This is a genomic window from Pediococcus inopinatus, assembly GCF_002982135.1.
GTDB lineage: Bacteria > Bacillota > Bacilli > Lactobacillales > Lactobacillaceae > Pediococcus > Pediococcus inopinatus.
The window spans coordinates 688550-713428 of record NZ_CP019981.1; the positions used below are offsets into that span (position 1 = coordinate 688550).

Genomic DNA, 24879 nt, shown 5'->3' on the forward strand with positions numbered 1-24879 from the left:
AAATTTTGAAATCAAAAAAAGGGACCACCAAAAATCGCGAAAAGAAATCTGAATTACCATTCCGACTTAATTTAATTTTCGGAATCGTTGTTGTTTTGTTAATTATGCTAATTGCTAGATTAGCGTATTTACAGATATTTAATGGCTCTAAATATGTGGCTGATGTCGAAAGAACAGATACCACTACTGAAACTAGCAATGTTCAGCGAGGGATGATTTACGATTCAACAGGAAAAGTATTAGTTGGAAATGAATCGCATCAAGCCATTCAATACACAAAGGGTGTTAACGTATTATCTAGCACTTTGCGAAAAACCGCGGACCATTTGGGCAAGTACTTAACGGTATCCACGTCAACGCTTTCTACGCAGGATCAGGCGGATTATTATTTAGCAAATACGAAGAATCTAACTAAGGTTGAAAACAGTATTAAAAACCATAGTGAATATGGATCTAAAGCTTTGTATAGTTTGGCAGTAAAAAAAGTAACAAAAACAGTTGATCTTAGTAAAAGCGAGCGGAACGCGGCGCAAATTTTCAGTTTGATGAGTGGCGCATACGAGTTATCAACTGTTTATCTAAAAGAATCAGATGTTTCAAACAAAGAAATTGCCGAAATTGGCGAACACTTGTCTGAGTTTCCAGGAGTAAAAGTCGGGACAAGTTGGTCACGAGACTATCCAGAAGGTAATTCAATTAAAAGTATCGCTGGGACAGTATCAAGTGCCAAATCAGGTTTACCAAGTGATGAAGTGAATATCTTGTTGGCACAAGGTTATTCACGCAACGATAGTGTAGGTCAAAGTTACCTGGAAAAAGCATATGATCCAATTTTAAAAGGAACTAAATCTCAAACACGAGTTGAAGTTACGGGCGATGACACAATTAAAAAAGAAGTTAAGCAGTACGCAGGTAAAAAGGGAGACAACCTGATACTTTCCATAAATGCTGCTTTCCAAAAACAAGTTCAAGCTGATACGAGAAGCGCGGTTACTTCGGCCGGTGGTGAATCAACTGGTGGTTATGTAGTTGTAATGAACCCCAATACTGGAGCTGTATTAGCGTTAGCTGGGGTCAATCGTAATACAAGCACCGGAAAAGTCACTGATAATGCACTCGGAACGATTAACGAACCAATTGTTATGGGTTCGGTTGTTAAGGGCGCAATGGTGACTGGTGCGTTAATGGATGGTGTTATTACACCATCAAATAGTACATTAACTGATAAACCAATTAAACTAGCTGGTACGAGTGCTAAAGCTTCTTGGTTTAATAAGGCTGGTGGTCAAGATATTAGTTTAGATGCATCTACCGCTTTGGAAGTATCTTCTAACTCGTATATGATGCAACTTGCTATGAAGGAAGGCGGATTTAAGTATTCGTCTGGATCAGCTTTGACGATGGGTACGGGTGTCTTTGCTAAGATGCGGGGTTATTTCCAGCAATTTGGTCTTGGAACTGATACTGGAATTGATATACCTGGTGAATCTTCTGGATATACGGGTCCAAGTACACAATCAGATATTGGTAAAGCACTTGATTTAGCCTTTGGTCAATACGATGCATATACAACGATTCAAGTTGCTCAATATATTTCTACAATTGCTAACGGTGGTTATCGAATTGCTCCCCATGTGGTTTCTCAAATCAGAGGGACGAGTAACAATGGTGGTTTAGGCAAGCTTCAGGAAACGATCGAGCCCAAGATATTAAATTATGTGGATGACACAGCTGCCCAAAAGAAAGTTGTGACAAAGGGATTGTATGATGTAGTCCACGGAACAAACACATACAAGACCGGTGGTTCACTGGCCAGCATTAGTCCTGAAATTTCTGCTAAAACAGGGACGGCCGAAACAGTCACCAATGGTAAGTCGACTGTCACATTAAGTTTGGCATCCTATGCCCCATCTAAAAATCCTAAAGTGGTGGTGGCTGTCGCGATGCCCGGACTTGGTGAAAGCGCTGAAACTAATAATATTGCTTTGGCAAAGAAAGTTTATGCAGCATATTGGAAAACTGTTAAGAGCACGTCTACATTGAAGAGCACCTCTAAATAGATTTAAGGAAAAGTATGAATGGTGCTTGCGTCAGAATACGGAACTGTGGTATCATGTTTTAAGTTGAGGGCGCAACGCCCATCAGAATTTATAGTTGGGAGGTTGGAGCTATGCGCGTACACATTACATTAGAATGTACAGAATGTCATAATCGACAGTATCTATCAAGCAAGAACAAGCGTAACAATCCGGATCGTATGGAGTTAAATAAGTATTGCCCACGTGATAGAAAGGTTACATTACACCGCGAAACCAAATAAGGTTGGAACAAAATGGTCGAATTTTGCTCCGATCTTTTTTATTTGAAAAACTTTTTATATCCCCAGTATTTGAGGTGATTTTTGTGCAACCAGAAAAAAAGCGACAACGACAAAAACAGTTAGTTCGTTTGCAAGCAATGGACAAAAAGCAAAAAGAGCAGGAAGAATTAGTTTTGTATGAACAATTTTTTGCTAGTGAGGAATGGAAACAAGCAACTACAATTGGCATCACGTTAAGTGGCGCGGTTGAAGTTAATACACAGCCGATTATTGAACGAGCAAAAACAGAAAATAAAATAATTCTTGTTCCAAAAACATTGCCCAAATGGCAAATGGCTTTTCGAAAACTTGATTCAGAAACGCAATTAATAAAAAGTAAGTTTGGAATTTTAGAACCAGATAATGGGAGTGACGTTCCCAAATCACAAATTGATTTAATTGTAGTCCCGGGCCTAGGCTTTGCAGATGAAGGTAATTTTCGCCTAGGTTTTGGTGGTGGCTACTACGATCGCTTTTTGAGTGACTACCTGGGAGAAACTGTGAGTTTAGTACTTAGCGTGCAACATTTTAACAAAGCAGTTTGGCCTGTAGAAAGGCACGATATTAAAATAAAAAAGTTATTTAATAGTGAGGCATAATTATGCAACGAACATTGAAACGTTGGAATCAGTATCCTTATATGACCATTGGATTAATTGTGATTAATTTTATTGTCTTTGGCCTGATGACTATCAGTGGTGGTTCCGAGAATACTCAGACGCTTTTGAAGTTTGGGGCGATATTTAAACCTTTTATTCTTCAAAATGGAGAGTGGTGGCGACTAGTTTCCGGAATGTTTATTCATATCGGCATCACACATATTGTGCTGAATATGGTCACTTTATACTTTGTTGGAGTTCAAATTGAAAATCTGTTTGGCCATTTTAAATTTCTTATTATTTATTTTTTGGCTGGAATTTTCGGAAATTTAGTTAGTTTGGTGTTTGGTAATCCACTAGCCTTGTCAGCAGGAGCCAGTGGTGCCATTTTTGGGCTGTTTGGCGTTTGGCTGATGCTAGGAGAATCTTTCCATCAGAATCCATATATTCACGCGATGGCTCGACAGCTTGGTCTATTTGTAGTTTTAGCACTAGTTTCAAGTTTGATGGAGTCTGGAATTGACGTTTATGCACACATTGGTGGCATGCTCGGGGGCTTCTTAATCGGATACCTTGTTGGGGTGCCACGGCTCGGAAAAATCGAAATATCGAAACGAGTTATTGCTAGTGTGACCCTTGTTGTTTTGTTCGGAGTTGCAGTTTGGGCCTTAATAGGCAGATAACGTTTGTAAAATAACGTTTACAAATCTATTTTTATCTGTATAATTAATTGGGATGATGTTATGAAAACACTTTATGATGTGCAACAGTTACTTAAAAAATTTGGGATCTTTATTTACGTTGGGAAACGGCTATGGGATATTGAATTAATGAGTATTGAATTAAAACATTTACACGATGCGGGTGTGGTGGAAGATCAGACCTATTTAAAAGCGGTTATGGTTTTGCGGCATGAACATCATTTAGAAGAGGCTCGCGATAAGCAGCCCAACAAATTATTTTAATATTGGAGGAAACAAGCAATGGATCGGAAATTGATCGGGGTTGACCTTGGTGGTACAACGATTAAGTTTGCCATCTTAACAGATAAGGGCGATGTTCAACAAAAATGGAGTGTGGAGACTAATATTTTAGATGAAGGCAGCCACATTGTGCCAGATATTATCGAGTCAATTAATCACCATTTATCACTTTACAACATGGATAAGGATCAGTTTATTGGAATCGGTATGGGCACACCGGGAACGGTTGATCGTGACAAAGGTACCGTTATCGGCGCTTATAATTTGAATTGGAAAACAACTCAACACGTTAAGGCTGAAGTTGAGGCTGGTACGGGCATTAAGTTCATCATGGATAATGATGCAAATGTTGCTGGATTGGGCGAACGTTGGAAGGGTGCTGGTGAAAATGGCCAGGATGTTTCCTTCGTTACATTAGGAACTGGAATTGGCGGCGGGTTAATCGCAGATGGCCAATTATTACACGGGACAGCTGGAGCTGCTGGTGAAATCGGTCATGTGACTGTAGAACCTAATGGCTATTTATGTACTTGTGGAAAACGTGGCTGTTTGGAACAATATGCTTCTGCAACTGGAGTTGTTCATGTCGCTCGTGATATGGCTGAAGAGTTTTCTGGTGAATCTGAATTAAAACGTCAGACAGATGATGGTCAAGATATTACGTCTAAGCTTGTTTTTGATCTTGCTAAAAGTGGCGATACTTTGGCAGTCCGGGTAGTGGACAAAGTTTCTTATTACTTAGGCCTAGCTCTGGGTAATCTTGCCAACACATTAAATCCTGAAAGTATTGTCATTGGTGGTGGGGTTTCCGCTGCTGGGGATTATCTTTTAAAACAAGTTGATCATTATTTCCAAGAGTTTGCGTTTAGCACAGTTCGTAATTCAACAAGTTTGAAGTTAGCCCGTTTGGGGAATGATGCTGGTGTTATCGGTGCAGCATCTTTAGCATTAAGCTTTGGCTAAGAATTTGCGTTAAGTCGACTTGGAGTTTTCCAGGATCGGCTTTTTTTATTTTTTCTAGGCTAGGCAAAGAGTTCATTTATGTGTAGAATAAATGTATGAATGACATAGGAGGAGAATAACATGGTATTAGGTGCAAGTTCAACTGCAAGTTTTATTATAAATACAATTTTGATTATCTTAATTGTTGCTTATTTTATTTATCAGGGATATATTGTTTGGAAGCGAAATCGTGTAGCTAAAACGCTTGACGAAGATGATTTTCGTGAGGGTATGCACAAAGGACAGGTCATCGATTTAAGAGAAAAAAAGGATTTTGATGCAGGTCATATTTTGGGTGCCCGAAGTATCCCTTACGCGACGTTAAAGACCCGCTTTCAAGAAGTACGTCCAGATTTACCAGTGTATATTTATGATCAAGGTCGGAGCTTAAGCTCACGTGCGGCTTTATTTCTTGCCAAAAAAGGTTATAAAGAACTTTTTATTCTTCGTTATGGTTTTCAACGTTGGAATGGAAAAACTAAAAAAAGAAATTAATTAAATTCGGGATAAAGAAGTATTAAGGTGAAATCCTTGAACTCTCTTTATCTTTTTTTTATCAATATTTTCTGTTAATCTAAAACCATAATAAAAAGGGCCGCAAGGTGCCAGCCCTTAGTACAGAAATTTTGAGAATTAACCATTGTGTGCTGAATGTTGCTTGCGCATTGCGCGTTTACGATTTTCTGTTGCACGATTTTCTTGATCTTCAATGGGTTGAACGATTACTTTGTGGAAGGTGTAGAGGACAGCTGCAGCAGCCCCCACAACTGAGAAGCCACCAATAATAAAACCTTTAGCAAAATTTTTCATTTTTTTGAAACCCCTTTCTATCTTTAATTATCTTTATTATGGCTTTTTTTGACAAAAATATCCAGTAAATTAATTGAATGGGACTGATTTTATGCTAACAAAAATTATTGCACATCGAGGGAGTAAGGGAATTAGACCAGAAAATACGCTCCCGGCGTTTGAAAAGGCAATTGATGAAGGTGCTGATGGCATTGAGACTGATGTGCATATGTCAAAAGACGGGCACCTAATTATTATGCATGATGAAACGGTAGATCGGACAACAGATGGAACAGGGCGTATCTTTGATAAGACCCTTGCAGAATTAAAACAACTAGATGCAGGTGGTTACTTTGGTTATGAATTTTTAGGCACCCGGATTCCAACCTTGGATGAAGTTGTTAAATTTCTAATCGAGAAAAATTATAAAGGCCTGTTTAATCTGGAACTCAAAACGGATAAAATTCAGTATCCTGGGATTGAAGAGAAAGTTTCGACCTATATGGCCCAACAAAAAGTGCCCTTCCAATTGGTTTATTCGAGTTTTCACCCCCAGTCTTTAGTTAAAATGCATACTTTAGATCCGGATATAGAATTTGCCAGTTTATTCAAAGTACAAACAAAATTTGCCCGTAAGTTTTATCGGAGCCGATTGGTGAAAGATTGGCACCCGGATATTCGGTGGGTGAGGGCACATCGTTTTTTTCTACCACATGTGCAATTACGACCATGGACAGTAAATAGTACAGATGACATGAGATACTGCTTCAAACGGCATTTTGATGGTATTATAACGGACTATCCAGGGAGAGCCAGTATTATTCGTAGATCAATTCAAGGTGGTTAAAATGGAAAAAGTATTAGCAATTATTGGACCCACGGCGGTAGGAAAGACAAGTTTATCGCTTGAATTAGCTAACCGATTTGACGGTGAAATTATTTCTGGCGATTCGATGCAAGTCTATCGTCATTTGGATATTGGAACCGCCAAAATCTTACCTACTGAACAAATGGGGATTAAACATCATTTAATTGATATTCGTGATAGTGATCAACGGTTCTCTGTATCAGATTTTAAACAGGCTGCAGCCGAGCAAATTACACAAATTACGGCAAAAGGCCATTTACCAATCATCGTAGGAGGAACCGGTTTTTATTTACAGGCCCTCCTACAAGATTTGTCCCTCGGAAGTGATACGTACGAACCGGATGAACGGATTCGTAACAAATGGCATGCATTTGCACAGGCTCATTCACAGGCTGATTTGTGGCGACAATTGAATCAGATTGATCCCAAAGCCGCTGAAAAGATTCCACCCAATAATGAAGTAAGAGTCGTAAGGGCACTAGAAGTTTTTGAAAAAACAGGGCGGCTGTTTTCAGATCAACAAGTTGTGACAAATGATTCGTATGATGCTTTATTAATTGGCTTAAATACAGATCGAGGCTTGTTATATAACCGGATCAATCAAAGAGTTGAGAGCATGGTGGCGGCAGGCTTGGAGACTGAAGCAAAACAATTATTTAAGCAAGGTGGTACCAATTTATCAGCCGGAAAAGGAATTGGTTATCGGGAATGGTATCCATATTTTGAAAACCGCGTTTCCAAAGACGAAGTGATCGAAAAAATTAAACAGAATTCCAGGCATTATGCGAAGCGGCAATTAACTTGGTTTCGAAATAAAATGCAGGTAAACTGGTTTGACTTAGTTCAACATCCAGAAGAAAAAGATCAGATAGTTGCAAAAATCAAAAAATGGAATGGGGAATAATCAGTATGAAGTGGACAGATGGTTTAGACAACAAACTTATCACGTGGGTTAAAGAAGTCGATCAACAAATTGCGCCTAAGTTACGAGAAATTGATGAACAAGTGCTTTTTAACCAAAAAAAGGTTTTGAATGCTTTCCGTAACGAAAAAATTTCTGAAGAGGAATTAAATGGTTCAACGGGCTATGGTTACGATGATATTGGTCGTGATGCATTAGATGCTGTTTATGCGGATGTTTTTAAAACAGAGGATGCAATGGTACGTCCACAAATAATATCTGGTACTCACGCGATCAGTACGGCATTGTGGGGGATGCTTCGCCCAGGAGATAAACTATTGTATGCAACAGGGATGCCCTATGATACGGTTCAGGAAGTGATTGGCATAACTGGTGAGCCCGACGCTGGATCTTTAAAGGATTTTCAAATAAAATTTGATTATGCTGAATTAGATTCAAAAGGACAATTTTCTGAAGAAAATGTGCGGCAGAAACTTTCTGATGATGTAAAGGTGGTTGCTATTCAACGGTCACGTGGTTACGCAACTCGAGAAAGTTTTACGGTAGCTCAAATTGCAAAAATGATTCGCTTTATTAAGGGACTTAAGCCAGACGTTAAAATCTTTATTGATAATTGCTATGGCGAATTTTCCGAAACTAGCGAACCAACCGAGTATGGGGCTGACGTGATGGCAGGCTCATTGATCAAAAATGCTGGTGGTGGTCTAGCCAAAACAGGTGGATACATTGTGGGGAAAAAAGCCTTGATTGAAAAAATTGGTAACCGGCTTACGACTCCTGGTTCTGGTAAGGACGAGGGGGCAACCTTAAATACACTTGCAGATATGTTTCAAGGCTTTTTCCAAGCCCCCAATGTGACAGGTGAGGCAATCAAAGGGGCTATTTATGAAAGTGCGCTTCTAGAAAAATGCGGTTTGGACGTGAGCCCCAAATGGGATGCCCCTCGAACCGACCTTATTCAAACGGTTAACTTTGGTAATCCAGAGTCTATGATTAAATTTGCTGAAGTTGTTCAACATTATTCGCCCATTAATTCGTATGTAGATCCGGTTCCAAGCGAAATGGGTGGTTACGATGATAAAATCATTATGGCTGCTGGGACCTTTGTTCAAGGGGCCAGTGTTGAATTTTCGGCAGATGGGCCACTTCGAGAACCTTATACCCTTTATATGCAAGGCGGATTGACCTATGCACATGTCAAGATTGCCACTACAGAGGCCGTTTCTCAATTGTTCTTTTAAAACAATCTAGTTCATGTCATAAAATGTAACATGATCCGTTGACTTTGGTTATTTTCATTGATAGACTGAACTTGTTTTTGAATGAGGAGGCTTGTCATGAAAGAAAAAGAACTCCAACGATCACGGGCAGTTTTGCCAATAGGCACAATTATGAAACTAACCGAATTGACCGCACGCCAAATTCGTTATTATGAATCGCAAAATTTAATTTTGCCAGTTCGTAGTGAGAGTAATCGGCGGTTGTATTCGTTAAACGATATTGACCGCTTACTTGAGATTAAAGACTATTTGGCTGAAGGATTTAATATGGCTGAAATAAAGCGGGTTTATGAAAAGCAAGCTGCTCGTCGTCAACATGAACAGCAAAAATTGACGAAACCAGTTACAGATGCTGATTTGCGTGATGCATTGCATAATGAGTTTTTAACGGTTGGTGGATTCAGACATGATAGTGGAACTTTTTCCAATTGATAGCAGTCTTAAAAATAAGAATAGGAGCGATACAGATGGCAAAGCGACAATATACCAAAGATGAGATCCACAAGATGGCGAAGGAAGAAAACGTTCGTTTCTTAAGATTAATGTTCACAGATTTATTTGGAATGATCAAGAACGTGGAAGTTCCTGTTAGTCAATTAGACAAATTACTTGATAATAAGCTGATGTTTGATGGATCTTCAATTGACGGATTTGTACGCATTGAAGAAAGTGATATGTATCTTTATCCTGATCTTTCAACTTGGATGGTTTTTCCTTGGGGAAATGACCATGGAAAAATTGCTCGGGTGATTTGTGAAGTTTATACACCGGATGGTAAACCATTTGAAGGTGACCCTCGAAATAACTTAATCAGAGTTCTTAAAGAAATGCGCGAAGCTGGATATACGGACTTTAACATTGGACCTGAGCCCGAGTTTTTCTTATTTAAATTAGATCCTGAAACAGGCAAACCAACAACTGATTTAAATGATAAAGGGAGCTACTTTGACTTAGCACCAATGGATCTTGGTGAAAATTGTCGTCGCGACATTGTCCTTGAGCTTGAAAATATGGGCTTTGATGTGGAAGCTTCTCATCATGAAGTAGCCCCAGGCCAGCATGAGATTGATTTTAAGTACGCTGATGCCCTTGCAGCGGCTGATAACATTCAAACCTTTAAACTGGTCGTTAAAACGGTCGCTCGCAAGTATAATTTGCACGCGACATTTATGCCCAAGCCATTGGACGGAATTAATGGTTCTGGTATGCATCTTAATATGTCCTTATTCCATAACAAAGGGAACGCCTTTTACGATGAAAAAAATGATTTACAGTTATCTCAAGAAGCATACTGGTTCCTTGGCGGATTGTTAAAACATGCACGTAGCTTTACGGCTGTGTGTGACCCACTTGTCAATTCGTATAAACGATTAGTTCCTGGATTTGAAGCACCAGTTTATGTAGCTTGGTCTGGAAGTAATCGTTCTCCTTTAATTCGGGTTCCAAGTAGCCGAGGTCTTTCAACCCGTTTGGAGGTCCGAAGCGTGGATCCTTCAGCCAATCCATATATGGCAATTGCAACCGTGTTGGAAGCTGGACTTGATGGGATTCGTAATAAGATTGAGCCACCTAAGTCAATCGATCGTAATATTTATCGAATGAATGAACAAGAACGGAAGGATAGCCACATTGAAGACTTACCTTCGACCTTGCATAATGCATTAAAGGCTTTTGAAGCCGATGATGTCATGAAAAAGGCCCTTGGACCTCATATTTACCAAAGCTTCTTAGAAGCAAAACGGTTAGAGTGGGCTTCTTATCGTCAAGAAGTGACCCAATGGGAACGTGATCAATACCTTGATCAATATTAAATTGTTAAATTAACTTAAAATGATCAACTAATCGACGTTGTTATGTAAAACGCTGGGTTAGTTGGTTTTTTTTGTGAATTTTTTAAAATAATTAAAAGAATTTTGAAAGTAGGCATGTATTTTAAACAAATTCTGTTAAACTTTAATTATGATGAGGAAAATCCTTTGTTGATTACATAATTGTTTGGTACATTAGAGATAATCAATAATGTAAGGGTAACTTACGAAACTAGGAGCGATACACATGAGTGATGAAAATCAGACCACAGAAACACAAGAACAGCCAAACGCAAGATTGAAACAAAGCCTTTCAGGAAAAGTGGCTTTCTTAAATTCGTTGCAGACTGCCGTTGATCAACAAGATGATCGGTTGATCTATGAATTATTAGATCCAGAACGTTATCATACAGAGATTTCGAGTACAAATGACTCAGTAAAATCTGGTTATTTCAACTTGGTTGAAGATGTCCGAAGCCAAATTGGTCATTATTTAAGTTACCAACTAATTGATTATTTAGCTGAAATCTATCCATTCTTCTATTATCGAGAGGTCTCTGAAGGAGAATTTAAGATCTTATTTGGTAACTGGTGGGATCGTCGTGAATTCGGGTTCTTAGACGTTTTAAATCTTGAATTTCAGTTTGATAAGGATGAGTATCAAAAACTTTCTGGTACTTTTGAATTAGATGCTAATAATAAACATCTAAACACAGAAAAGATTGCTCAAATTTCAGAAGAAAACAAACAATTACAAGACTTGCTGGCTAATCAGGATCAGCGAGAACAGAGAAAAGCACAATTGCGTGATCAGCTCCAAGATACGAGCTCAAATAGTTCCTTTTGGGAGAGTGGCAAGGTTAAAGAAGAACGCCAAGCAGTTAAAGACGAGCTCAGCAAATTAACTGATGAAGACCAAAAGGCTGCAGATGCACGGAATACGATGAAGAGTAATGAAGATCGAATTTTAGCATTGTCAAAAGAAGATACTATTTTAAGCTATGAAAAACAAGCCATAAAGCAAGCATTTGGAAGTTTTGAGTCATTTACAAACCATTCCAAAAAATTGTATGCAGACTATTTGACGAGTTTGATTGGAAAGGAAAAGGTACGTGCTGATGAGTAATGAATCTTTGAATCCTTCAAGCTTAACAACTAGTGGTCGTTTGGTGGCATACAGTGATTCGTTAAAGGCTGGCATTCAGCATGGTATCGAATTTACAAAATTATTTGATCAGTTAACGAATACAAAAGATGCGAATGAACTTTTGGAAGCGTCTACTGCACTTTTTAATTTTCAAATGGACACAGATTATGTTGTCTATCCACATAAATATGATGCTAACGACTATTACTTAATTTTTATGAGTCGCTTACTTGAACTGCACAATGACAAAGATGCCGTTTTGCATTCACGCGAGGACAATTTAAAAGCAGATACATTGTTTCAAACTTTTCCAAGTGTTGATGACACAGAGGAGTTTCACTTTGAGCAACGTGCTAATCAAGATGGAGCATTTTATGTTGAACAAAATAGCCATCAAGTTATTTTTTCCTTAAATCTCGAAGCCAAAACGATGTATTTTAACTCTGACACGATTACGAAGCTTTTTATTACGGAGTGGAGTGATAAATCAGATACAGATGCCATTACGGACGCTGTCGATTTGTTTATTCAGTTTGGCCAATATTTAGTTAGTGATTTTGACTTTAACGTAGACTTTAATATGCTTGATGCTTCAAATAATAAGAAGTATATCTTGGCTAATAAAGATTTATCAGAACAGATTATGGACAAATTGTTTGTTGCAACTGCTGATAATAATTTAATGCTGCAGAACATGGATGAGGTTCAGGGGGCATTTTTGGACCTTGGGAACCACATTATCTTTAGCTTGTACAAAGAAATGCATGCTGATGGCAGTAGCAACTGGGTAATTACGGTGCAAGATCCTGAAGAACAGTATTCACTTTTTGAAATTTTTAATCAATTTAGTTTCTTAAAGAAATGGTTTCTCGATAATCTTGATGAGCTTCAAATTGGTTCCAAAATGGTTTAGAGTGGGTGAAATAAGTGATAGATATTCCAAAAATGTTACAGACTTCTGTTCAACTAGATCGGAGTATTGCAACTGAAAAGCAGCTAGCTTTGAATGGCAGTGCACGTATAAAAAACACGTTATTATCTCTGGATGTGGAACTATCTGAGGTAGCTAATACTTCGGAGTGGTTTAAAGTTTGGAAAGAGCATAAAGGGAAACATGATGACGGTAAAACAGTTCGTGAGACACTTTTGTTTGAATATGTGGATGCGATTGATTTTTTCTTAGTGTTTGCAAGCCAAAAACAATGGGTAGAAAATGTTGATTTAACAAACGAACAGTTTGAAAAGTTAGCAGACAAAACAAACAAACTAGATTTGACAAGTACGTACTTGTCCATTAAGTCCATGTTGTTTAGCAGCCAAGTCAGCAATCGACCAGATAATTTTCGACATGCTTGGCATTTATATTTAAAATTAGGCATGGTTGGATTTGGCTTTTCAGCAGCAGAAATTGAAAAAGCTTACTATGATAAGAATAAAATTAATTATAAACGGCAACAATCTGGATATTAAGTTTAGTTAAAAATATAAAATAGGATCGAAACAAAATTAGTTACGCAATAATTTTGTTTCGATCCTATTTTATTATATTTATATTACTTACGAATTGTTTTCAAATCTTTGTTCTTTGAGCGCGTTTTCGATTGCGGAGACAAAGAATCCCAATCGTTTATTACCTGAATAATAACAGCAAAAATAAAAATAAAAAGAATGATCATCAATGGTCCCATATGAACGCCTCCAATCGAATTTTACATTCTCATTATGGCTGTGTTACAGAAATGTTTCAACTGATATGCTCATTCATCGTGTATAGCAACATTTTTGAATAAACGCTTAGATTTTTGTATACAAAAAAACTTGAGATAAATTATCTCAAGCCTTTATTCTGGTGTCTTATTGATTTGTACCGACATTATTTAGTTTTTTCTGAGCGTTAGTATCTTTAATTAATTGATCGTATATTTTTTGCCGGTTTGAAGCTTGCTTTGTAATTGGTTTGACCATCAATTTCACAGATTTATGGAATTCAGTACTAATGGTTCCCGATAGATCGTCATCAAAACCGTAGTGATTTTCATAGGCGTTTTTAACGATATGCTTAATACTCTTCTTGTTACTGATTAAAACGGCCTTCAACTGGCTTTTGTCTTGTTTTGACATGTTTTTGCTGGCATTTTTATTTAATTCATCAATAGCCGAATAAATCTTATTTGCCGTTTTAGGTTTTTCAGAATCAAATTTTTCTAGTGCCTGTAACAAGTGGTTTAAATATTTTTTATCAGTTTGAACTTGAGTATATTTTGCAGAACTAACTACAACTGTGCCGTACACTTTGTTTCGATTACATCCCGTCAACAGCAGTCCTATGATGAGAAAGGGAAGTAACCAATAGATCTTCTTTTTCATGTCATCAACTTCCTTCATACTTACTACTCACATGATACCGAAAAATGGGCAAAAATGAAAGCATTTACGTAGCTCTTATTCAGAATAACTAAAATATTCGAAAGATTTCCTTGGTGCAAACTAGAAAAGCAGTTACAGATATCTAAACAGTGTTGACGAACATTTTTTTTTACTTTATAATCAATAACGCGGACCGGTAGCTCAGCTGGATAGAGCATCCGCCTTCTAAGCGGAGGGTCGTGAGTTCGAACCTCACCCGGTTCATTAAAGAATAGAATGGAATTTTTACATAATTCAAGAATGCTAATCTAAGGCATTCTTTTTTTGTATATTGAGAAAACACCCAAACTACGTTAGAAGCACTCCACATTTTAAATGAGCAGTCACTAAATAGTTAATAGGCAACAAGGGGTTAAGAGCCTGCCTCGTGATTTGTTGAGTTTTAAGCGATTATGGTATAGTTATTTTCTGAGTTTTTTAAATGGAATCACAATTTACATAGCAATAATTTACGATCATTATATTAAAAGGAGCAAAAGAACAATGCATTTTATTAATAGTCATACTAGCAATATTCGATTGAATTTTATTCTTAAAGCTTTATGTGTAGGCTTAATCACCGGGGTAGTGGTCAGTTCATTTCGGTGGCTGGCTGAATTGGCGGGAAATTTTAGTTTAAGTATTTACAAACAAGTTGGCCAAAACCATTGGCTACTCTTAGTTTTAATTGCATTAGCATTTGTAGTTACGTACATAGTTAGTTTGCTGATGCGGGGTGATCCAAATATTAAAGGTGCCGGTATTCCTCAGGTGGAGGCCCAATTATCTGGATTTATGGAGATGGATTGGCACTCGGTGATTTGGCGCAAATATTTTGCTAGTGTGTTAACAATGAGTACAAGTATTTTTGTTGGTCGTGAAGGCCCATCTGTTCAACTAGGAGCGGCCGTTGGACAAGGACTAGCAGAAACCAGACATTATTCAGCTTCACAGAGACGGATTCTGATTGCAAATGGGGCAGCGGCTGGTCTGGCTGCTGCTTTTAATGCGCCATTAGCTGGGACCTTTTTTGTAATGGAAGAAATTTATCATAATTTTTCACCTTTAGTTTGGATCACATCACTTACCAGCGCATTAAGTGCTAATTTTATTTCACTCTATGTTTTTGGACTGGGACCAGTATTGCCAATTAATTATCAAAATATCTTTCCACTTAGCCATTATTGGCAATTATTATTGTTAGGAATTATTTTGGGATTGGCCAGCCGTCTATATCAGATTGGCCTATTGAAAGTCCCAGGGATGTTCGATCGCATTAAAAAAATTCCCTGGTATTACAAAAGTTTGATTCCGATGTTATTGGTTATCCCAATTGGGGTATTTTTACCAATCACATTAGGAAGTGGTAGTCACGTCGTTTTAAATATTTCTCATGTAATGCCTAGTCTGACCGTTTTACTAATTTTACTTGTTGTTCGATTTGTCTTCGCCATGATTTCGTATGGTGCGGGTGTTGCGGGCGGATTTTTCATGCCTATTTTAGCTGTTGGTGCTTTGATCGGCGCTATTGTTGGCAATCTATTATATAGTGCAAATTTACTTGATTTAGGGTTTGTGAACAACCTGATTATTTTTAGTATGGCGGCATATTTTGCGGGAATTAGTAAGGCCCCGTTTACAGCAATTATGTTGATTACTGAATTAGTAGGAAGTATGCGAAACTTTATGCCACTTGCTTTTGTTGTTTTAATTGCCTATTTGGTTGTTGATTTAACAAATGGGGCTCCAATCTATGAATCACTTGCTGAACGATTAGCCACGTTTAAACAGTTGCCAATTTTTAAAGGTCGTAATGAACAAGTACAAATTCCAGTTTACGCGCAAAGTCTGGCAGAGGACCAACAAGTCAGACGTGTGGAGTGGCCACAAAATAGCATTCTAACGACCATTCGCCGGGGTAGCCATGAAATAGTCCCTAGTGGAGATACATTGATCGTCGCGGGCGATTTATTGATTTTTACAATTCCGAGTGATGCTAGTGGGGAAATCAGGCCCAAATTAATTGCCTTAACCCAGTTTTTGACTGAAAATAGCTAAATATAAGAGGACGAACTTTGGAAATAAAATGCATAACAAAATATAGTGCTGAACATTATAAATTATTATTGACTGCCGATCCAGATCTTCAAATGGTGGAAGGTTATTTACCGAAAAGTATTGGATTTCAGTTGGTTGATGGAGACCAAGTAGTTGGAATTGTGCTTTTAGTGCCAATGAATTCCAAAAAAATTGAGCTGAAAAATATTGCAGTCAGACCCGATTATCAACATAAAGGTCTTGCGCAAAAGCTAATCAAAAATGTTCTTCGGTATGCTAAACAGCACGAATTTAGTGAAATGATTGTGGGTACTGGGAGTACGAGTTTTGAGCAACTTTATCTTTATCAGAAAATGGGTTTTCGTTGCTTTGCAATTCGGGTAGATTTTTTTAGTGATAATTATAAGAAGCCAATTGTAGAAAATGGTTTAAGGCTTCACGATATGATTTTGCTTCGCCAAAAGATTACTAATGATTAATTTATTGACCGAATTATTCTAATAATCTTTTTTCTTTGTTTTTTGAGGAAAGGTGCCGTAAAATAAAAGGCTGTAAGGACTAGGGTTAGTGGAGGCTTGCCATGGAAAACAAATCGGATCCGAGGGTTATTAAAACAAAACGGCAACTTAAAGCGGCACTCATATCTTTGTTAGCCAAGCAAAGTGTGCAGAGCTTGAATATTCAACGAATTACGCAGACCGCTAAAGTGACACGAGGGACCTTTTATCTGCATTACACAGATAAGAAAGATTTCGTTCAAAGAGTCGTTCATGACTTTGTGGAAGACTTTTTTCGGAATTCTTTGGTAGATGCCAAGCCTTTTTTAGAAAGTAAAATTGAAATTTCAGAACACCAAGTTCAAGTGTTTTCTTTGGAGGCAGGATTTAAATACATTGCAACTGAATACCAAACGTTTATGGTTTTGTTTGGTCTGACAGGCGAAAATGAATTTAGTGAAGAAATAAAATCTGAATTTTTACAGTGGTTGAGAAATTTTTCGGAAAAGCTTGATTTAGATTCAAGTTCACAGGAAATACCCAATACTTTAAAAAGAGAATTCGTCATTTCTGGTTTTATAGGATTAATTCAAGATTGGCTGGCCCAAGGAATGATCTATACCCCGCATTTTATCAGTGTCAAAGTTTATGAACTGTTGCATCAGAACAGTTCAGAAAAAATTGATGCGACTGATTTCTTTGTTATTTAAGGTACTGGTTGATTTTCTCGGTTCTTTTTGGTATCATTGTAATGTTGTATTTGTGGCTTCCACAGCTACAACCGCTCGGCTTGAGTTTTAAGTTCTAGAAATAGACACTTAAAGCTGGCGAGTATTAGAAAATGAGGAGGTGCACACTGTGTACGCAATTATTGAAACTGGTGGTAAACAACTTAAGGTTGAACAGGGCCAATCTATTTTTGTTGAAAAGCTCAATGTCAACGAAGGCGATAAGGTTACATTTGACCAAGTCTTATTCGTTGGTGGCGAAGCAACAAAGATTGGTTCACCAATCGTTGATGGCGCAACTGTTAATGGAACTGTTGAAAAACAAGGCAAAGAAAAGAAAGTAACTACTTTCAAGTACAAAGCCAAGAAGAATCAGCATTCTAAGAAGGGTCATCGTCAACCATATACAAAAGTTATGATTGATGCAATTAATGCTTAATTTTGGTGATTACCGATGATCAAAGTAACGATTAAATTGAACAGTAAAACGGGCGTTGAACAATTTAAAATGATTGGACACGCTGATTCTGGTCCGTATGGACAGGATATCGTTTGTGCGGCTGCCTCAGTATTAGCAATTAATACAATTAATAGTATTGAGCAGATTGTTGGTGTAAAACCGGAGACGAGTGAGGATTCTGAAAATGGTGGTTTATTAACCGCTAAATTTTCAGCAGACCATACTCGCGATCAGCTTTTACAAATGCAAGCAATTTTGAGAAGCTTTGTGATTGGTATGAATGATGTTGCAAATAATTATTCACAATTTATAAAAGTGAATATTCAAGAATAAATATTCGGAGGTGTAAAGCTATGTTAATGAATTTACAATTCTTTAGTCATCATAAGGGTGGTGGTTCCACCTCTAATGGTCGTGATTCAGCAGGTCGTCGTTTAGGTACAAAACGTGCTGATGGACAACCCGTTAAGGGCGGTATGATTATCTACCGTCAACGTGGAACACATATTTACCCTGGAACAAACGTTGGTCGTGGAAATGATGACACATTATTTGCATTAACTGACGGTGTTGTGCGTTTCGAACGTAAGGGACGAGACAAGCGTCAAGTTTCTGTTTATCCTGCAGCAGATGCAGAATAGTTTTTAATGTGAAGAATCAGAACAACTGAGTTTTGTTCTGGTTCTTTTTTTGTCAAAAATAGTTTAATTTTGAGATAATCTAAACCTAACTTCGCTTGCTTTTGACCCACTGATATTGCTATAGTTAGGTGTAATGAATTTTGGAGGTAAAAAATATGATTTCGACTTCAGATTTTAAAAATGGTCTAACCATTCAATTCGACGGCGGAATTTGGCGAATTGTTGAATTTCAGCATGTCAAGCCTGGAAAAGGTAGTGCTTTTGTCCGAACAAAGTTAAAGAATTTACGGACGGATGGTGTACAAGAAAAAACATTCCGTGCTGGTGAAAAGATGGAACAGGCTATTATTGAGACAAAGAAAATGCAGTATTTGTACAATGATGGTGAAAATTATGTGTTTATGGATAACAAGACTTACGAGCAATTAGAGATTCCTGGTGATAAGTTAACTGACGAAAAAAATTATCTCATTGAGAATATGGAAGTCAGTGTCATCATGTTTGGAGAAGAAACTTTAGGTGTTGATTTACCAAATACAGTTAATTTAAAGGTTGCTGACACGGAGCCTGGTATTCGAGGCGACACAGCAACTGGTGGAACAAAATCAGCAACTTTGGAGACTGGTTTAACAGTCCAAGTACCGTTTTTTGTTAACCAGGATGACGTGTTAATCATTAATACAACTGATGGGACTTATGTTTCACGAGCATAATTGGTAGGAGGTTTGTAAAATGGCAGAAGATAAATATTTAGCACTGGCAGAGCATAAACCAACTCTGGGTGAGATCAAAATTGCCCCAGAGGTTGTTTCGATTATTGCTGGAATTGCTGTAGGTGAAGTTGCTGGTGTTCATTTGAGTAGCAGTGGCTTGAGCGAAAGTGTCACTTCCTTTTTAACAAGAAATACAAAGGGACAAGGCGTTAAGCTGGGTTTAAGTGAAGGCAAACTTCGAGTAGATGTTTACGTATACTTAGACTACGGTACTTCCGTGCCAGATATAGCTAAGAAAATTCAAAGCAAAGTTAATCAGCAGTTATTGTTTATGACAGAACTTGAGGTTACAGAAGTAAATATTCATGTTGAAGGGATTATCCCGGCTAAAACAACCTCGACAGTGGATCCTGATGATATTTTTGCGGAAAATGATGGTGACGAAAAGTGAGTTTAAATCGACATCAAATTCGAGAAGCTGCTTTTCAAGTTTTATTTGCGTTAGGCAGTAACTCAGACGCTTCGCACGAAGAACTTTATAGACAAGTTTTGGATGGCTATCATGATCAAGAAGAGCCTCCTGCTTACTTAGCACAGTTAGTTGATGGTGTTTTAGAACATCAGGCTGACTTGGATGAAGAAATCAGTAAATATTTAAAGAAAACGTGGTCAATCAAACGGTTGGCACGTACTGATCATCTCATTTTACAAATTGCTTTTTTCGAAATTAATTATGTAGAAGAGGTTCCTGGCAAAGTAGCTGTTAATGAAGCTTTAGAGTTAGCAAAAAAATATGCTGATGATACTGAGAAGAATTTTATTAATGGTGTGCTTTCAAATAAACTAGATTAACAGAAACCAGAAAAAACAAATTGTTTTTTCTGGTTTTTTCGTATTTTCTATTATGCTAAACTAGGAAGTAAGAATAAACGAAAATGAGGGTACGCGATGACAACTATATTAGATGGAAAAGCACTTGCAGCTAAAACTGATGAAAATACTAAAATTGAAATTCAAGACTTAGCTGATCGTGGAATTATTCCTGGATTAGTTGTCATTTTAGTCGGCCACGATGAAGCTAGTCAGCTTTACGTGCGTAATAAGGATAAACGGGCAAGAAAAATGGGTATCCATTCAGTTGTCAGAAATCTACCAGAGACCATTACTGAAGAAGAGTTAATTCAAATTATTCATTCATACAATGCGGATCCAACGATTAATGCAATTTTAGTGCAGTTACCTTTGCCAGCACACATAAATGAGTTCCATGTTACGACGGCAATTGCTCCACAAAAAGATGCAGACGGTTTTCACCCGGTAAATCTTGGTAAACTAATTGTGAATCGGACTGAACAGACCCCTATTGCGTGCACACCAGCGGGTATTATGAAGTTTTTTAAAGCATATCATATTTCTTTAGACGGGAAAAAAGCGGTCGTTGTTGGAAGAAGCACCATCGTTGGGAAACCGATGGCAGCCCTGTTAGTTAATGCTAATGCGACGGTAACCATTGCTCACAGTCATACCAAAAAACTTTCCGAACTAACACAAGAGGCTGATATTTTAGTGGTAGCGGTTGGAGTTGCTCACTTTATTAAAGCAGTCGATGTTAAGAATGGTGCTGTAGTCATTGATGTTGGGATGGATCGTGATGCCCAACATAAACTAGTTGGCGATGTTGATTTTGACGAGGTTAAAAATAAAGCTGCTTATATCACCCCAGTTCCGCGCGGTGTGGGTCCAATGACAATTAGTATGTTAATGGCCCAAACAGTTTCCTTAACTAAGTGGAGTAGTGAACAAAATGGATAAAGAAAATTATTTGACGGTAACAGCACTCACAAAGTATATTAAACGTAAATTTGAAGTGGATCCTTATCTAGGTCGGATTTATTTAGTTGGAGAAATATCTAATTTACGCATTCGACCCCATGCACATCAGTATTTTAGCTTAAAAGACGATCAAGCTAAAATAAGTGCCATTATGTTTAAATCTGCGTTTGAAAAAGTAAAATTTACCCCTGAAACAGGAATGAAAGTTTTAGTCACAGGACGAATTTCTGTTTATGAGGCAACTGGTAGTTATCAAATTTATATTGATAGTATGCAGCCAGATGGGGTTGGAGCTTTATATCAGGCCTATGAGCAACTAAAGAAAAAGCTTAGTACTGAAGGATTATTTACAGCACCAAAGCAATCACTAGTGAGGTATCCCAAACGAATTGCAGTTGTGACTAGTCCGTCTGGGGCAGTCATTCGAGATATTATTACGACAACTCGGCGCCGTTTTCCAATTGCCCAGCTTGTTTTATTTCCTGCCCAAGTTCAGGGGACAGAGGCGGCTAAAGAGATTGCCGCGCGAATTCAACAAGTGAATAAAATTGGAAATTTTGATACGCTTATTATTGGACGTGGGGGCGGTTCAATTGAAGATTTATGGCCGTTTAATGAAGAAGTGGTTGCTCGGGCAATTTTTGAAAGTCAAATTCCAATTATATCTTCGGTGGGTCACGAAACAGATACAACCATTGCGGATCTTGTGGCAGACGTTCGAGCTGCAACACCAACTGCAGCTGCTGAATTAGCAACACCGGTGTTAAGTGAAGAAATATTGTATCTCACGCAGCGGCGTACAAGAATTTTTAACGCGTTTATGAATCAGCTAAAAAAAGAGCGCCAAAGCCTAAATCGGTTGAATCAGTCCTACGTATTTCAAGATCCTCGGCGATTGTATGAAGGCTATATTCAAAATGTGGATTACTTAAATGATAAGTTGAAGCAAGATATGTTAACCACTTTGAATCGTTATGAGAATCAATGGACAAAAATTAATCAACGCCTTTATTTAAATACACCGCTGAACCGAATTAAACAAAATGAACAATTGGTCAATAATCTCCAAGTAAGATTAACCAGGGCAATTCAGGCTGTTTTTACTGCCAAAGAAACCCAGTTGCAGCATTCAATTACTTCATTAGATTATCTGAGCCCTCTAAAAATTATGGGGCGTGGTTACAGTTATGTAACCAAAAAGGATCGAGTTGTGAAACAGGTTTCAGAGTTACAAATTAATACGGAAATTGAACTGCACCTGAGTGACGGGACAGCTCAAGCAAAAATAACTGCTATAAAAGATGGAGGATTAAATAATGACTGAAAAACCAACTTTTGAAGAAAATTTAAAATCACTAGATGAAATTGTCACTAATTTAGAAAAAGGTGATGTTCCGTTGGAAAAGGCTTTAAATGAATTTAAGCATGGTGTGACCTTGAGCAAGGATTTGCAGGATACATTACAAAATGCGGAAAAAACCTTAACTAAAATGATGAGCGAAGATGGACAAGAGGTACCGTTCGAAACACCCGCGCCAACTACAGAGGCCAATAAAACCAATGAGTAATCCAATAACCCAAAACTTTGTCCAAGAAAACACGATATTACTAAATAAGTATTTAAAGGAAAACTTAGCTACTGACATTTCGAATGAACAATTACGGGCAGCTATGCAATATTCCGTTTTGGCAGGGGGAAAAAGGTTGCGGCCCATTCTCTTATTAGCGATGGTTAAAACTTTTGGTGGGTCATTGAACAATGACATATTGAGAGTTGCCGCTTCTTTGGAGTTGCTCCATACTTATTCTTTAATTCACGACGATTTACCCGCTATGGATAACGATGATTTACGTCGCGGCATGCCCACTAATCACAAAAAATATGGTGAAGCATTGGCTATTTTGGCTGGTGATGGTTTATTAACTTTGGCGTTTGAATGGGTAGCGACAACCGGCCTAGATGCTGCGGTGACTACGCGTTTAACAAAGAGTCTAGCGCAAGCTGCAGGACCGTCTGGAATGGTGGCCGGTCAGGCTAGTGATGTTTTGGGTGAAAATAAGCGGTTAACCTTTGAGCAATTAAAACAGTTGCATCGGCAAAAAACAGGTGCACTGCTTACATATACCGCACAAGCTGCAAATGCTATTATGAATCCAAGTCTTGAAAATAAGCGATTTTTGCTTCAATTTGCCGAGAATTTTGGGTTGGCATTTCAGATCTATGATGATCTAGAGGATGTACTGGGCTCTACACAGGCATTAGGAAAAGCGGTTCATAAAGATGCTGGTGAACATAAAAATACCTATCCAGGACTAAGAGGAACACCGCAAGCAATTCTTGATTTGAAGCAGTGTGTCCAGGCGTGTCAGCAGGCGCTTGTAAATCTTCAAAAAAATCAGGTTTCAACAGAATTATTACAAGGATTTTTTACTTACTTTCAAGTAGATGAGGAAGAAAAATGAAAAAAGAACGGGTAGATGTATTATTGGTTTCGCAGGGATTATTTGAGACACGAGAAAAAGCAAAGCGGGCAGTGATGGCTGGCGAAATTTTAGGAGAAAATGAAGAACGTTTAGATAAGCCCGGAAGCAAAATTCCAGTAGAAACAGAACTTCATTTTAAAGGGAAACCAATGCCTTACGTTAGTCGTGGTGGTTTGAAGTTAGAAAAGGCTTTAAAAGTTTTTAAAATTAGTGTCCAAGATAAAATTGTTTTAGATATTGGCTCTTCTACGGGTGGATTTACGGATGTCATGCTACAAAATGGTGCCCAATTGAGCTATGCTCTTGACGTTGGCACAAATCAGTTAGTTTGGAAGCTTCGCGAAGATCCTCGGGTTGTGGTGATGGAAAATACTAATTTCAGATATGCTAAATTAACTGATTTTACGCATGGCCAGCCTGAGTTTGCTTCGATTGATGTTTCTTTTATTTCACTAAAATTAATATTGCCCGCTTTAAAAGATATAATCAAATCTAACGGTGGGGTAGTTGCTTTAATAAAACCCCAGTTTGAAGCGGGAAAAGACAAGGTCGGAAAACATGGTATTATTCATGATCCTAAAGTTCATGAAGAAGTTTTGACGAATACACTCAATATGGCAGTTGAAAATGGGTATAATGTGGTAGGCTTAGATTTCTCGCCGATCAAAGGTGGAGAGGGCAATATCGAATTTCTCATGCACATTGTTGCCACTGATGGGGAAGCAAAAATTGATGAGTCTGTTTCAATTAAGAAAACTTTGGAATCTGCTTATGCACAATTAAATCAGACCAAAGAGGATTAGCAAGGGGTCAACCAGTATGAAAAAAAGTGAACGGCAGCAGCATGTTCGGGACATATTAACGCAAAATGATGTGCAAACACAAGAAGAATTAGTTACGTATTTGAATAAAAGTGGTATTCAGGTAACTCAGGCAACCGTTTCTCGTGATATTCGAGACATGCAGTTGATTAAGTTACCATCTCAAAATGGGGGTTACCATTATGCGTTACCACCAAAAAAAGATGAGAATATTAAATTACGGTTGGCACGAACGCTTAAAGAGTCTGTAAAAAAAATGACGAGCAACGCAACGTTCATATTTCTTGAAGTACAACCCGGAAGTGGACCTGTAATTGCCAGTTTATTAAATCAATTGAATAGTGATGATATTTTAGGTGCCATTAGCGATGATGGGTCTGTTTTAATTGTCACCAACAGTGTTGAAGGCGTGGAAAACATCAAACAATTGATTACAACGATGCGTTTAGAGTGATTATGTGAAGTTAGAAACTTACATGAG

General features: G+C 37.9%; 32 protein-coding genes, 1 tRNA gene and 1 other annotated feature. Of the genes, 31 read left to right on the forward strand and 2 right to left on the reverse strand.

Annotation, left to right across the window (positions count from 1 at the left end; translation table 11 throughout):
• The first annotated feature begins 5 nt into the window (after positions 1-5).
• From PI20285_RS03550 to PI20285_RS03580, 7 genes are all read left to right on the forward strand, one after another.
• Entirely contained in the window at positions 6-2060 is a 2055-nt protein-coding gene (locus tag PI20285_RS03550) for a penicillin-binding transpeptidase domain-containing protein (protein ID WP_236698817.1), read from the forward strand.
• Positions 2061-2170: 110 nt separating this feature from the next.
• Positions 2171-2320, forward strand: a complete 150-nt coding sequence (rpmG, locus tag PI20285_RS03555) for a 50S ribosomal protein L33 (RefSeq protein ID WP_082623231.1) — start codon at positions 2171-2173, stop codon at positions 2318-2320.
• 83 nt (positions 2321-2403) lie between these two features.
• A complete protein-coding gene (locus tag PI20285_RS03560) occupies positions 2404-2958 on the forward strand; it encodes a 5-formyltetrahydrofolate cyclo-ligase (RefSeq protein WP_236698818.1) in 555 nt (184 codons plus the stop codon).
• A 2-nt stretch (positions 2959-2960) separates the two neighbouring features.
• Entirely contained in the window at positions 2961-3641 is a 681-nt protein-coding gene (locus tag PI20285_RS03565) for a rhomboid family intramembrane serine protease (RefSeq protein WP_057772527.1), read from the forward strand.
• 60 nt (positions 3642-3701) lie between these two features.
• On the forward strand, positions 3702-3923 hold the full coding sequence (locus PI20285_RS03570; RefSeq protein WP_057772529.1) for a YqgQ family protein: 222 nt from the start codon (positions 3702-3704) through the stop codon (positions 3921-3923).
• Between the two features lie 18 nt (positions 3924-3941).
• Positions 3942-4904, forward strand: coding sequence for an ROK family glucokinase (locus PI20285_RS03575; protein ID WP_057772531.1), 963 nt, complete (start codon positions 3942-3944; stop codon positions 4902-4904).
• A 120-nt stretch (positions 4905-5024) separates the two neighbouring features.
• Positions 5025-5438 carry a rhodanese-like domain-containing protein gene (locus tag PI20285_RS03580; protein WP_057772533.1) on the forward strand — a complete coding sequence of 138 codons (414 nt, stop codon included), beginning with the start codon at positions 5025-5027 and terminating at the stop codon, positions 5436-5438.
• A 138-nt stretch (positions 5439-5576) separates the two neighbouring features.
• On the opposite strand, the gene PI20285_RS03585 is transcribed toward PI20285_RS03580, so the two are convergent.
• Entirely contained in the window at positions 5577-5753 is a 177-nt protein-coding gene (locus tag PI20285_RS03585) for a DUF3042 family protein (RefSeq protein WP_082623232.1), read from the reverse strand.
• 91 nt (positions 5754-5844) lie between these two features.
• On the opposite strand from PI20285_RS03585, the gene PI20285_RS03590 reads away from it, so the two are divergent.
• From PI20285_RS03590 to PI20285_RS03625, 8 genes are all read left to right on the forward strand, one after another.
• Positions 5845-6579, forward strand: coding sequence for a glycerophosphodiester phosphodiesterase (locus tag PI20285_RS03590; RefSeq protein WP_057772535.1), 735 nt, complete (start codon positions 5845-5847; stop codon positions 6577-6579).
• 1 nt (position 6580) lies between these two features.
• Positions 6581-7504 (forward strand): tRNA (adenosine(37)-N6)-dimethylallyltransferase MiaA, encoded by a 924-nt coding sequence (gene miaA / locus PI20285_RS03595; protein ID WP_057772538.1) that lies wholly within the window; start codon positions 6581-6583, stop codon positions 7502-7504.
• A 5-nt stretch (positions 7505-7509) separates the two neighbouring features.
• Complete coding sequence (locus tag PI20285_RS03600) at positions 7510-8763, forward strand: methionine gamma-lyase family protein (RefSeq protein ID WP_057772539.1); 1254 nt, start codon at positions 7510-7512, stop codon at positions 8761-8763.
• Positions 8764-8859: 96 nt separating this feature from the next.
• A complete protein-coding gene (locus tag PI20285_RS03605; protein WP_057772542.1) occupies positions 8860-9234 on the forward strand; it encodes a MerR family transcriptional regulator in 375 nt (124 codons plus the stop codon).
• 35 nt (positions 9235-9269) lie between these two features.
• Positions 9270-10613: a type I glutamate--ammonia ligase gene (gene glnA / locus PI20285_RS03610; protein WP_057772544.1), complete on the forward strand. Its 1344-nt coding sequence runs from the start codon at positions 9270-9272 to the stop codon at positions 10611-10613.
• A gap of 244 nt (positions 10614-10857) precedes the next feature.
• The gene (locus tag PI20285_RS03615; protein ID WP_057772546.1) at positions 10858-11736 is read left to right on the forward strand and encodes a hypothetical protein; all 879 of its coding nucleotides are present in this window, start codon (positions 10858-10860) and stop codon (positions 11734-11736) included.
• On the forward strand, positions 11729-12670 hold the full coding sequence (locus PI20285_RS03620) for an alpha/beta hydrolase family protein (RefSeq protein WP_057772548.1): 942 nt from the start codon (positions 11729-11731) through the stop codon (positions 12668-12670). Before PI20285_RS03615 ends, PI20285_RS03620 begins: the two co-directional genes overlap by 8 nt.
• Positions 12671-12684: 14 nt before the next feature.
• Positions 12685-13227, forward strand: coding sequence for a dUTP diphosphatase (locus tag PI20285_RS03625; RefSeq protein WP_057772550.1), 543 nt, complete (start codon positions 12685-12687; stop codon positions 13225-13227).
• Between the two features lie 384 nt (positions 13228-13611).
• On the opposite strand, the gene PI20285_RS03630 is transcribed toward PI20285_RS03625, so the two are convergent.
• Positions 13612-14124, reverse strand: coding sequence for a hypothetical protein (locus PI20285_RS03630; RefSeq protein ID WP_057772552.1), 513 nt, complete (start codon positions 14122-14124; stop codon positions 13612-13614).
• 190 nt (positions 14125-14314) lie between these two features.
• Between PI20285_RS03630 and PI20285_RS03635 the strand changes: the two genes are divergently transcribed.
• From PI20285_RS03635 to PI20285_RS03710, 16 genes are all read left to right on the forward strand, one after another.
• A tRNA-Arg gene (locus PI20285_RS03635) sits at positions 14315-14388 on the forward strand.
• Positions 14389-14667: 279 nt separating this feature from the next.
• Positions 14668-16221: a ClC family H(+)/Cl(-) exchange transporter gene (locus PI20285_RS03640; protein ID WP_057772554.1), complete on the forward strand. Its 1554-nt coding sequence runs from the start codon at positions 14668-14670 to the stop codon at positions 16219-16221.
• A 17-nt stretch (positions 16222-16238) separates the two neighbouring features.
• Complete coding sequence (locus PI20285_RS03645; protein WP_063697360.1) at positions 16239-16700, forward strand: GNAT family N-acetyltransferase; 462 nt, start codon at positions 16239-16241, stop codon at positions 16698-16700.
• Between the two features lie 101 nt (positions 16701-16801).
• A complete protein-coding gene (locus PI20285_RS03650) occupies positions 16802-17428 on the forward strand; it encodes a TetR/AcrR family transcriptional regulator (RefSeq protein WP_057772558.1) in 627 nt (208 codons plus the stop codon).
• Positions 17429-17487: 59 nt separating this feature from the next.
• Positions 17488-17563 (forward strand) — a sequence feature (ribosomal protein L21 leader region).
• A gap of 13 nt (positions 17564-17576) precedes the next feature.
• Positions 17577-17885, forward strand: a complete 309-nt coding sequence (gene rplU / locus PI20285_RS03655; protein WP_057772560.1) for a 50S ribosomal protein L21 — start codon at positions 17577-17579, stop codon at positions 17883-17885.
• 15 nt (positions 17886-17900) lie between these two features.
• Positions 17901-18239: a ribosomal-processing cysteine protease Prp gene (locus PI20285_RS03660; protein ID WP_057772562.1), complete on the forward strand. Its 339-nt coding sequence runs from the start codon at positions 17901-17903 to the stop codon at positions 18237-18239.
• Positions 18240-18259: 20 nt separating this feature from the next.
• Complete coding sequence (rpmA, locus tag PI20285_RS03665; protein WP_057772564.1) at positions 18260-18547, forward strand: 50S ribosomal protein L27; 288 nt, start codon at positions 18260-18262, stop codon at positions 18545-18547.
• Positions 18548-18702: 155 nt separating this feature from the next.
• Positions 18703-19260 (forward strand): elongation factor P, encoded by a 558-nt coding sequence (gene efp / locus PI20285_RS03670; RefSeq protein WP_057772566.1) that lies wholly within the window; start codon positions 18703-18705, stop codon positions 19258-19260.
• A 19-nt stretch (positions 19261-19279) separates the two neighbouring features.
• Positions 19280-19711, forward strand: coding sequence for an Asp23/Gls24 family envelope stress response protein (locus PI20285_RS03675; RefSeq protein ID WP_057772568.1), 432 nt, complete (start codon positions 19280-19282; stop codon positions 19709-19711).
• Positions 19708-20112, forward strand: coding sequence for a transcription antitermination factor NusB (gene nusB / locus PI20285_RS03680; protein WP_057772570.1), 405 nt, complete (start codon positions 19708-19710; stop codon positions 20110-20112). The genes PI20285_RS03675 and nusB overlap by 4 nt, the downstream gene beginning before the upstream one ends.
• Before the next feature lie 96 nt (positions 20113-20208).
• On the forward strand, positions 20209-21072 hold the full coding sequence (folD, locus tag PI20285_RS03685; RefSeq protein ID WP_057772572.1) for a bifunctional methylenetetrahydrofolate dehydrogenase/methenyltetrahydrofolate cyclohydrolase FolD: 864 nt from the start codon (positions 20209-20211) through the stop codon (positions 21070-21072).
• Positions 21065-22417 carry an exodeoxyribonuclease VII large subunit gene (gene xseA / locus PI20285_RS03690; protein WP_057772574.1) on the forward strand — a complete coding sequence of 451 codons (1353 nt, stop codon included), beginning with the start codon at positions 21065-21067 and terminating at the stop codon, positions 22415-22417. The genes folD and xseA overlap by 8 nt, the downstream gene beginning before the upstream one ends.
• A complete protein-coding gene (locus tag PI20285_RS03695) occupies positions 22410-22661 on the forward strand; it encodes an exodeoxyribonuclease VII small subunit (RefSeq protein ID WP_057772576.1) in 252 nt (83 codons plus the stop codon). The genes xseA and PI20285_RS03695 overlap by 8 nt, the downstream gene beginning before the upstream one ends.
• Positions 22654-23556 carry a polyprenyl synthetase family protein gene (locus PI20285_RS03700; protein ID WP_057772579.1) on the forward strand — a complete coding sequence of 301 codons (903 nt, stop codon included), beginning with the start codon at positions 22654-22656 and terminating at the stop codon, positions 23554-23556. Before PI20285_RS03695 ends, PI20285_RS03700 begins: the two co-directional genes overlap by 8 nt.
• A complete protein-coding gene (locus PI20285_RS03705; RefSeq protein WP_057772581.1) occupies positions 23553-24380 on the forward strand; it encodes a TlyA family RNA methyltransferase in 828 nt (275 codons plus the stop codon). Before PI20285_RS03700 ends, PI20285_RS03705 begins: the two co-directional genes overlap by 4 nt.
• A 16-nt stretch (positions 24381-24396) precedes the next feature.
• Positions 24397-24852, forward strand: a complete 456-nt coding sequence (locus tag PI20285_RS03710) for an arginine repressor (RefSeq protein WP_057772583.1) — start codon at positions 24397-24399, stop codon at positions 24850-24852.
• Positions 24853-24879: the final 27 nt, after the last annotated feature.

Bases quoted from the DNA above. Each gene is read 5' to 3' on its own strand.
- rpmA (WP_057772564.1), top strand. From the start codon at position 18,260: ATGTTAATGAATTTACAATTCTTTAGTCATCATAAGGGTGGTGGTTCC.
- PI20285_RS03615 (WP_057772546.1), top strand. From the start codon at position 10,858: ATGAGTGATGAAAATCAGACCACAGAAACACAAGAACAGCCAAACGCA.
- PI20285_RS03640 (WP_057772554.1), top strand. From the start codon at position 14,668: ATGCATTTTATTAATAGTCATACTAGCAATATTCGATTGAATTTTATT.
- PI20285_RS03590 (WP_057772535.1), top strand. From the start codon at position 5,845: ATGCTAACAAAAATTATTGCACATCGAGGGAGTAAGGGAATTAGACCA.
- miaA (WP_057772538.1), top strand. From the start codon at position 6,581: ATGGAAAAAGTATTAGCAATTATTGGACCCACGGCGGTAGGAAAGACA.
- folD (WP_057772572.1), top strand. From the start codon at position 20,209: ATGACAACTATATTAGATGGAAAAGCACTTGCAGCTAAAACTGATGAA.
- glnA (WP_057772544.1), top strand. From the start codon at position 9,270: ATGGCAAAGCGACAATATACCAAAGATGAGATCCACAAGATGGCGAAG.
- PI20285_RS03710 (WP_057772583.1), top strand. From the start codon at position 24,397: ATGAAAAAAAGTGAACGGCAGCAGCATGTTCGGGACATATTAACGCAA.
- PI20285_RS03565 (WP_057772527.1), top strand. From the start codon at position 2,961: ATGCAACGAACATTGAAACGTTGGAATCAGTATCCTTATATGACCATT.
- PI20285_RS03705 (WP_057772581.1), top strand. From the start codon at position 23,553: ATGAAAAAAGAACGGGTAGATGTATTATTGGTTTCGCAGGGATTATTT.
- rpmG (WP_082623231.1), top strand. From the start codon at position 2,171: ATGCGCGTACACATTACATTAGAATGTACAGAATGTCATAATCGACAG.
- PI20285_RS03620 (WP_057772548.1), top strand. From the start codon at position 11,729: ATGAGTAATGAATCTTTGAATCCTTCAAGCTTAACAACTAGTGGTCGT.
- xseA (WP_057772574.1), top strand. From the start codon at position 21,065: ATGGATAAAGAAAATTATTTGACGGTAACAGCACTCACAAAGTATATT.
- PI20285_RS03575 (WP_057772531.1), top strand. From the start codon at position 3,942: ATGGATCGGAAATTGATCGGGGTTGACCTTGGTGGTACAACGATTAAG.
- efp (WP_057772566.1), top strand. From the start codon at position 18,703: ATGATTTCGACTTCAGATTTTAAAAATGGTCTAACCATTCAATTCGAC.
- PI20285_RS03675 (WP_057772568.1), top strand. From the start codon at position 19,280: ATGGCAGAAGATAAATATTTAGCACTGGCAGAGCATAAACCAACTCTG.
- PI20285_RS03600 (WP_057772539.1), top strand. From the start codon at position 7,510: ATGAAGTGGACAGATGGTTTAGACAACAAACTTATCACGTGGGTTAAA.
- PI20285_RS03570 (WP_057772529.1), top strand. From the start codon at position 3,702: ATGAAAACACTTTATGATGTGCAACAGTTACTTAAAAAATTTGGGATC.
- PI20285_RS03580 (WP_057772533.1), top strand. From the start codon at position 5,025: ATGGTATTAGGTGCAAGTTCAACTGCAAGTTTTATTATAAATACAATT.
- PI20285_RS03660 (WP_057772562.1), top strand. From the start codon at position 17,901: ATGATCAAAGTAACGATTAAATTGAACAGTAAAACGGGCGTTGAACAA.
- PI20285_RS03650 (WP_057772558.1), top strand. From the start codon at position 16,802: ATGGAAAACAAATCGGATCCGAGGGTTATTAAAACAAAACGGCAACTT.
- PI20285_RS03585 (WP_082623232.1), bottom strand. From the start codon at position 5,753: ATGAAAAATTTTGCTAAAGGTTTTATTATTGGTGGCTTCTCAGTTGTG.
- PI20285_RS03630 (WP_057772552.1), bottom strand. From the start codon at position 14,124: ATGAAAAAGAAGATCTATTGGTTACTTCCCTTTCTCATCATAGGACTG.
- PI20285_RS03605 (WP_057772542.1), top strand. From the start codon at position 8,860: ATGAAAGAAAAAGAACTCCAACGATCACGGGCAGTTTTGCCAATAGGC.
- PI20285_RS03700 (WP_057772579.1), top strand. From the start codon at position 22,654: ATGAGTAATCCAATAACCCAAAACTTTGTCCAAGAAAACACGATATTA.
- PI20285_RS03695 (WP_057772576.1), top strand. From the start codon at position 22,410: ATGACTGAAAAACCAACTTTTGAAGAAAATTTAAAATCACTAGATGAA.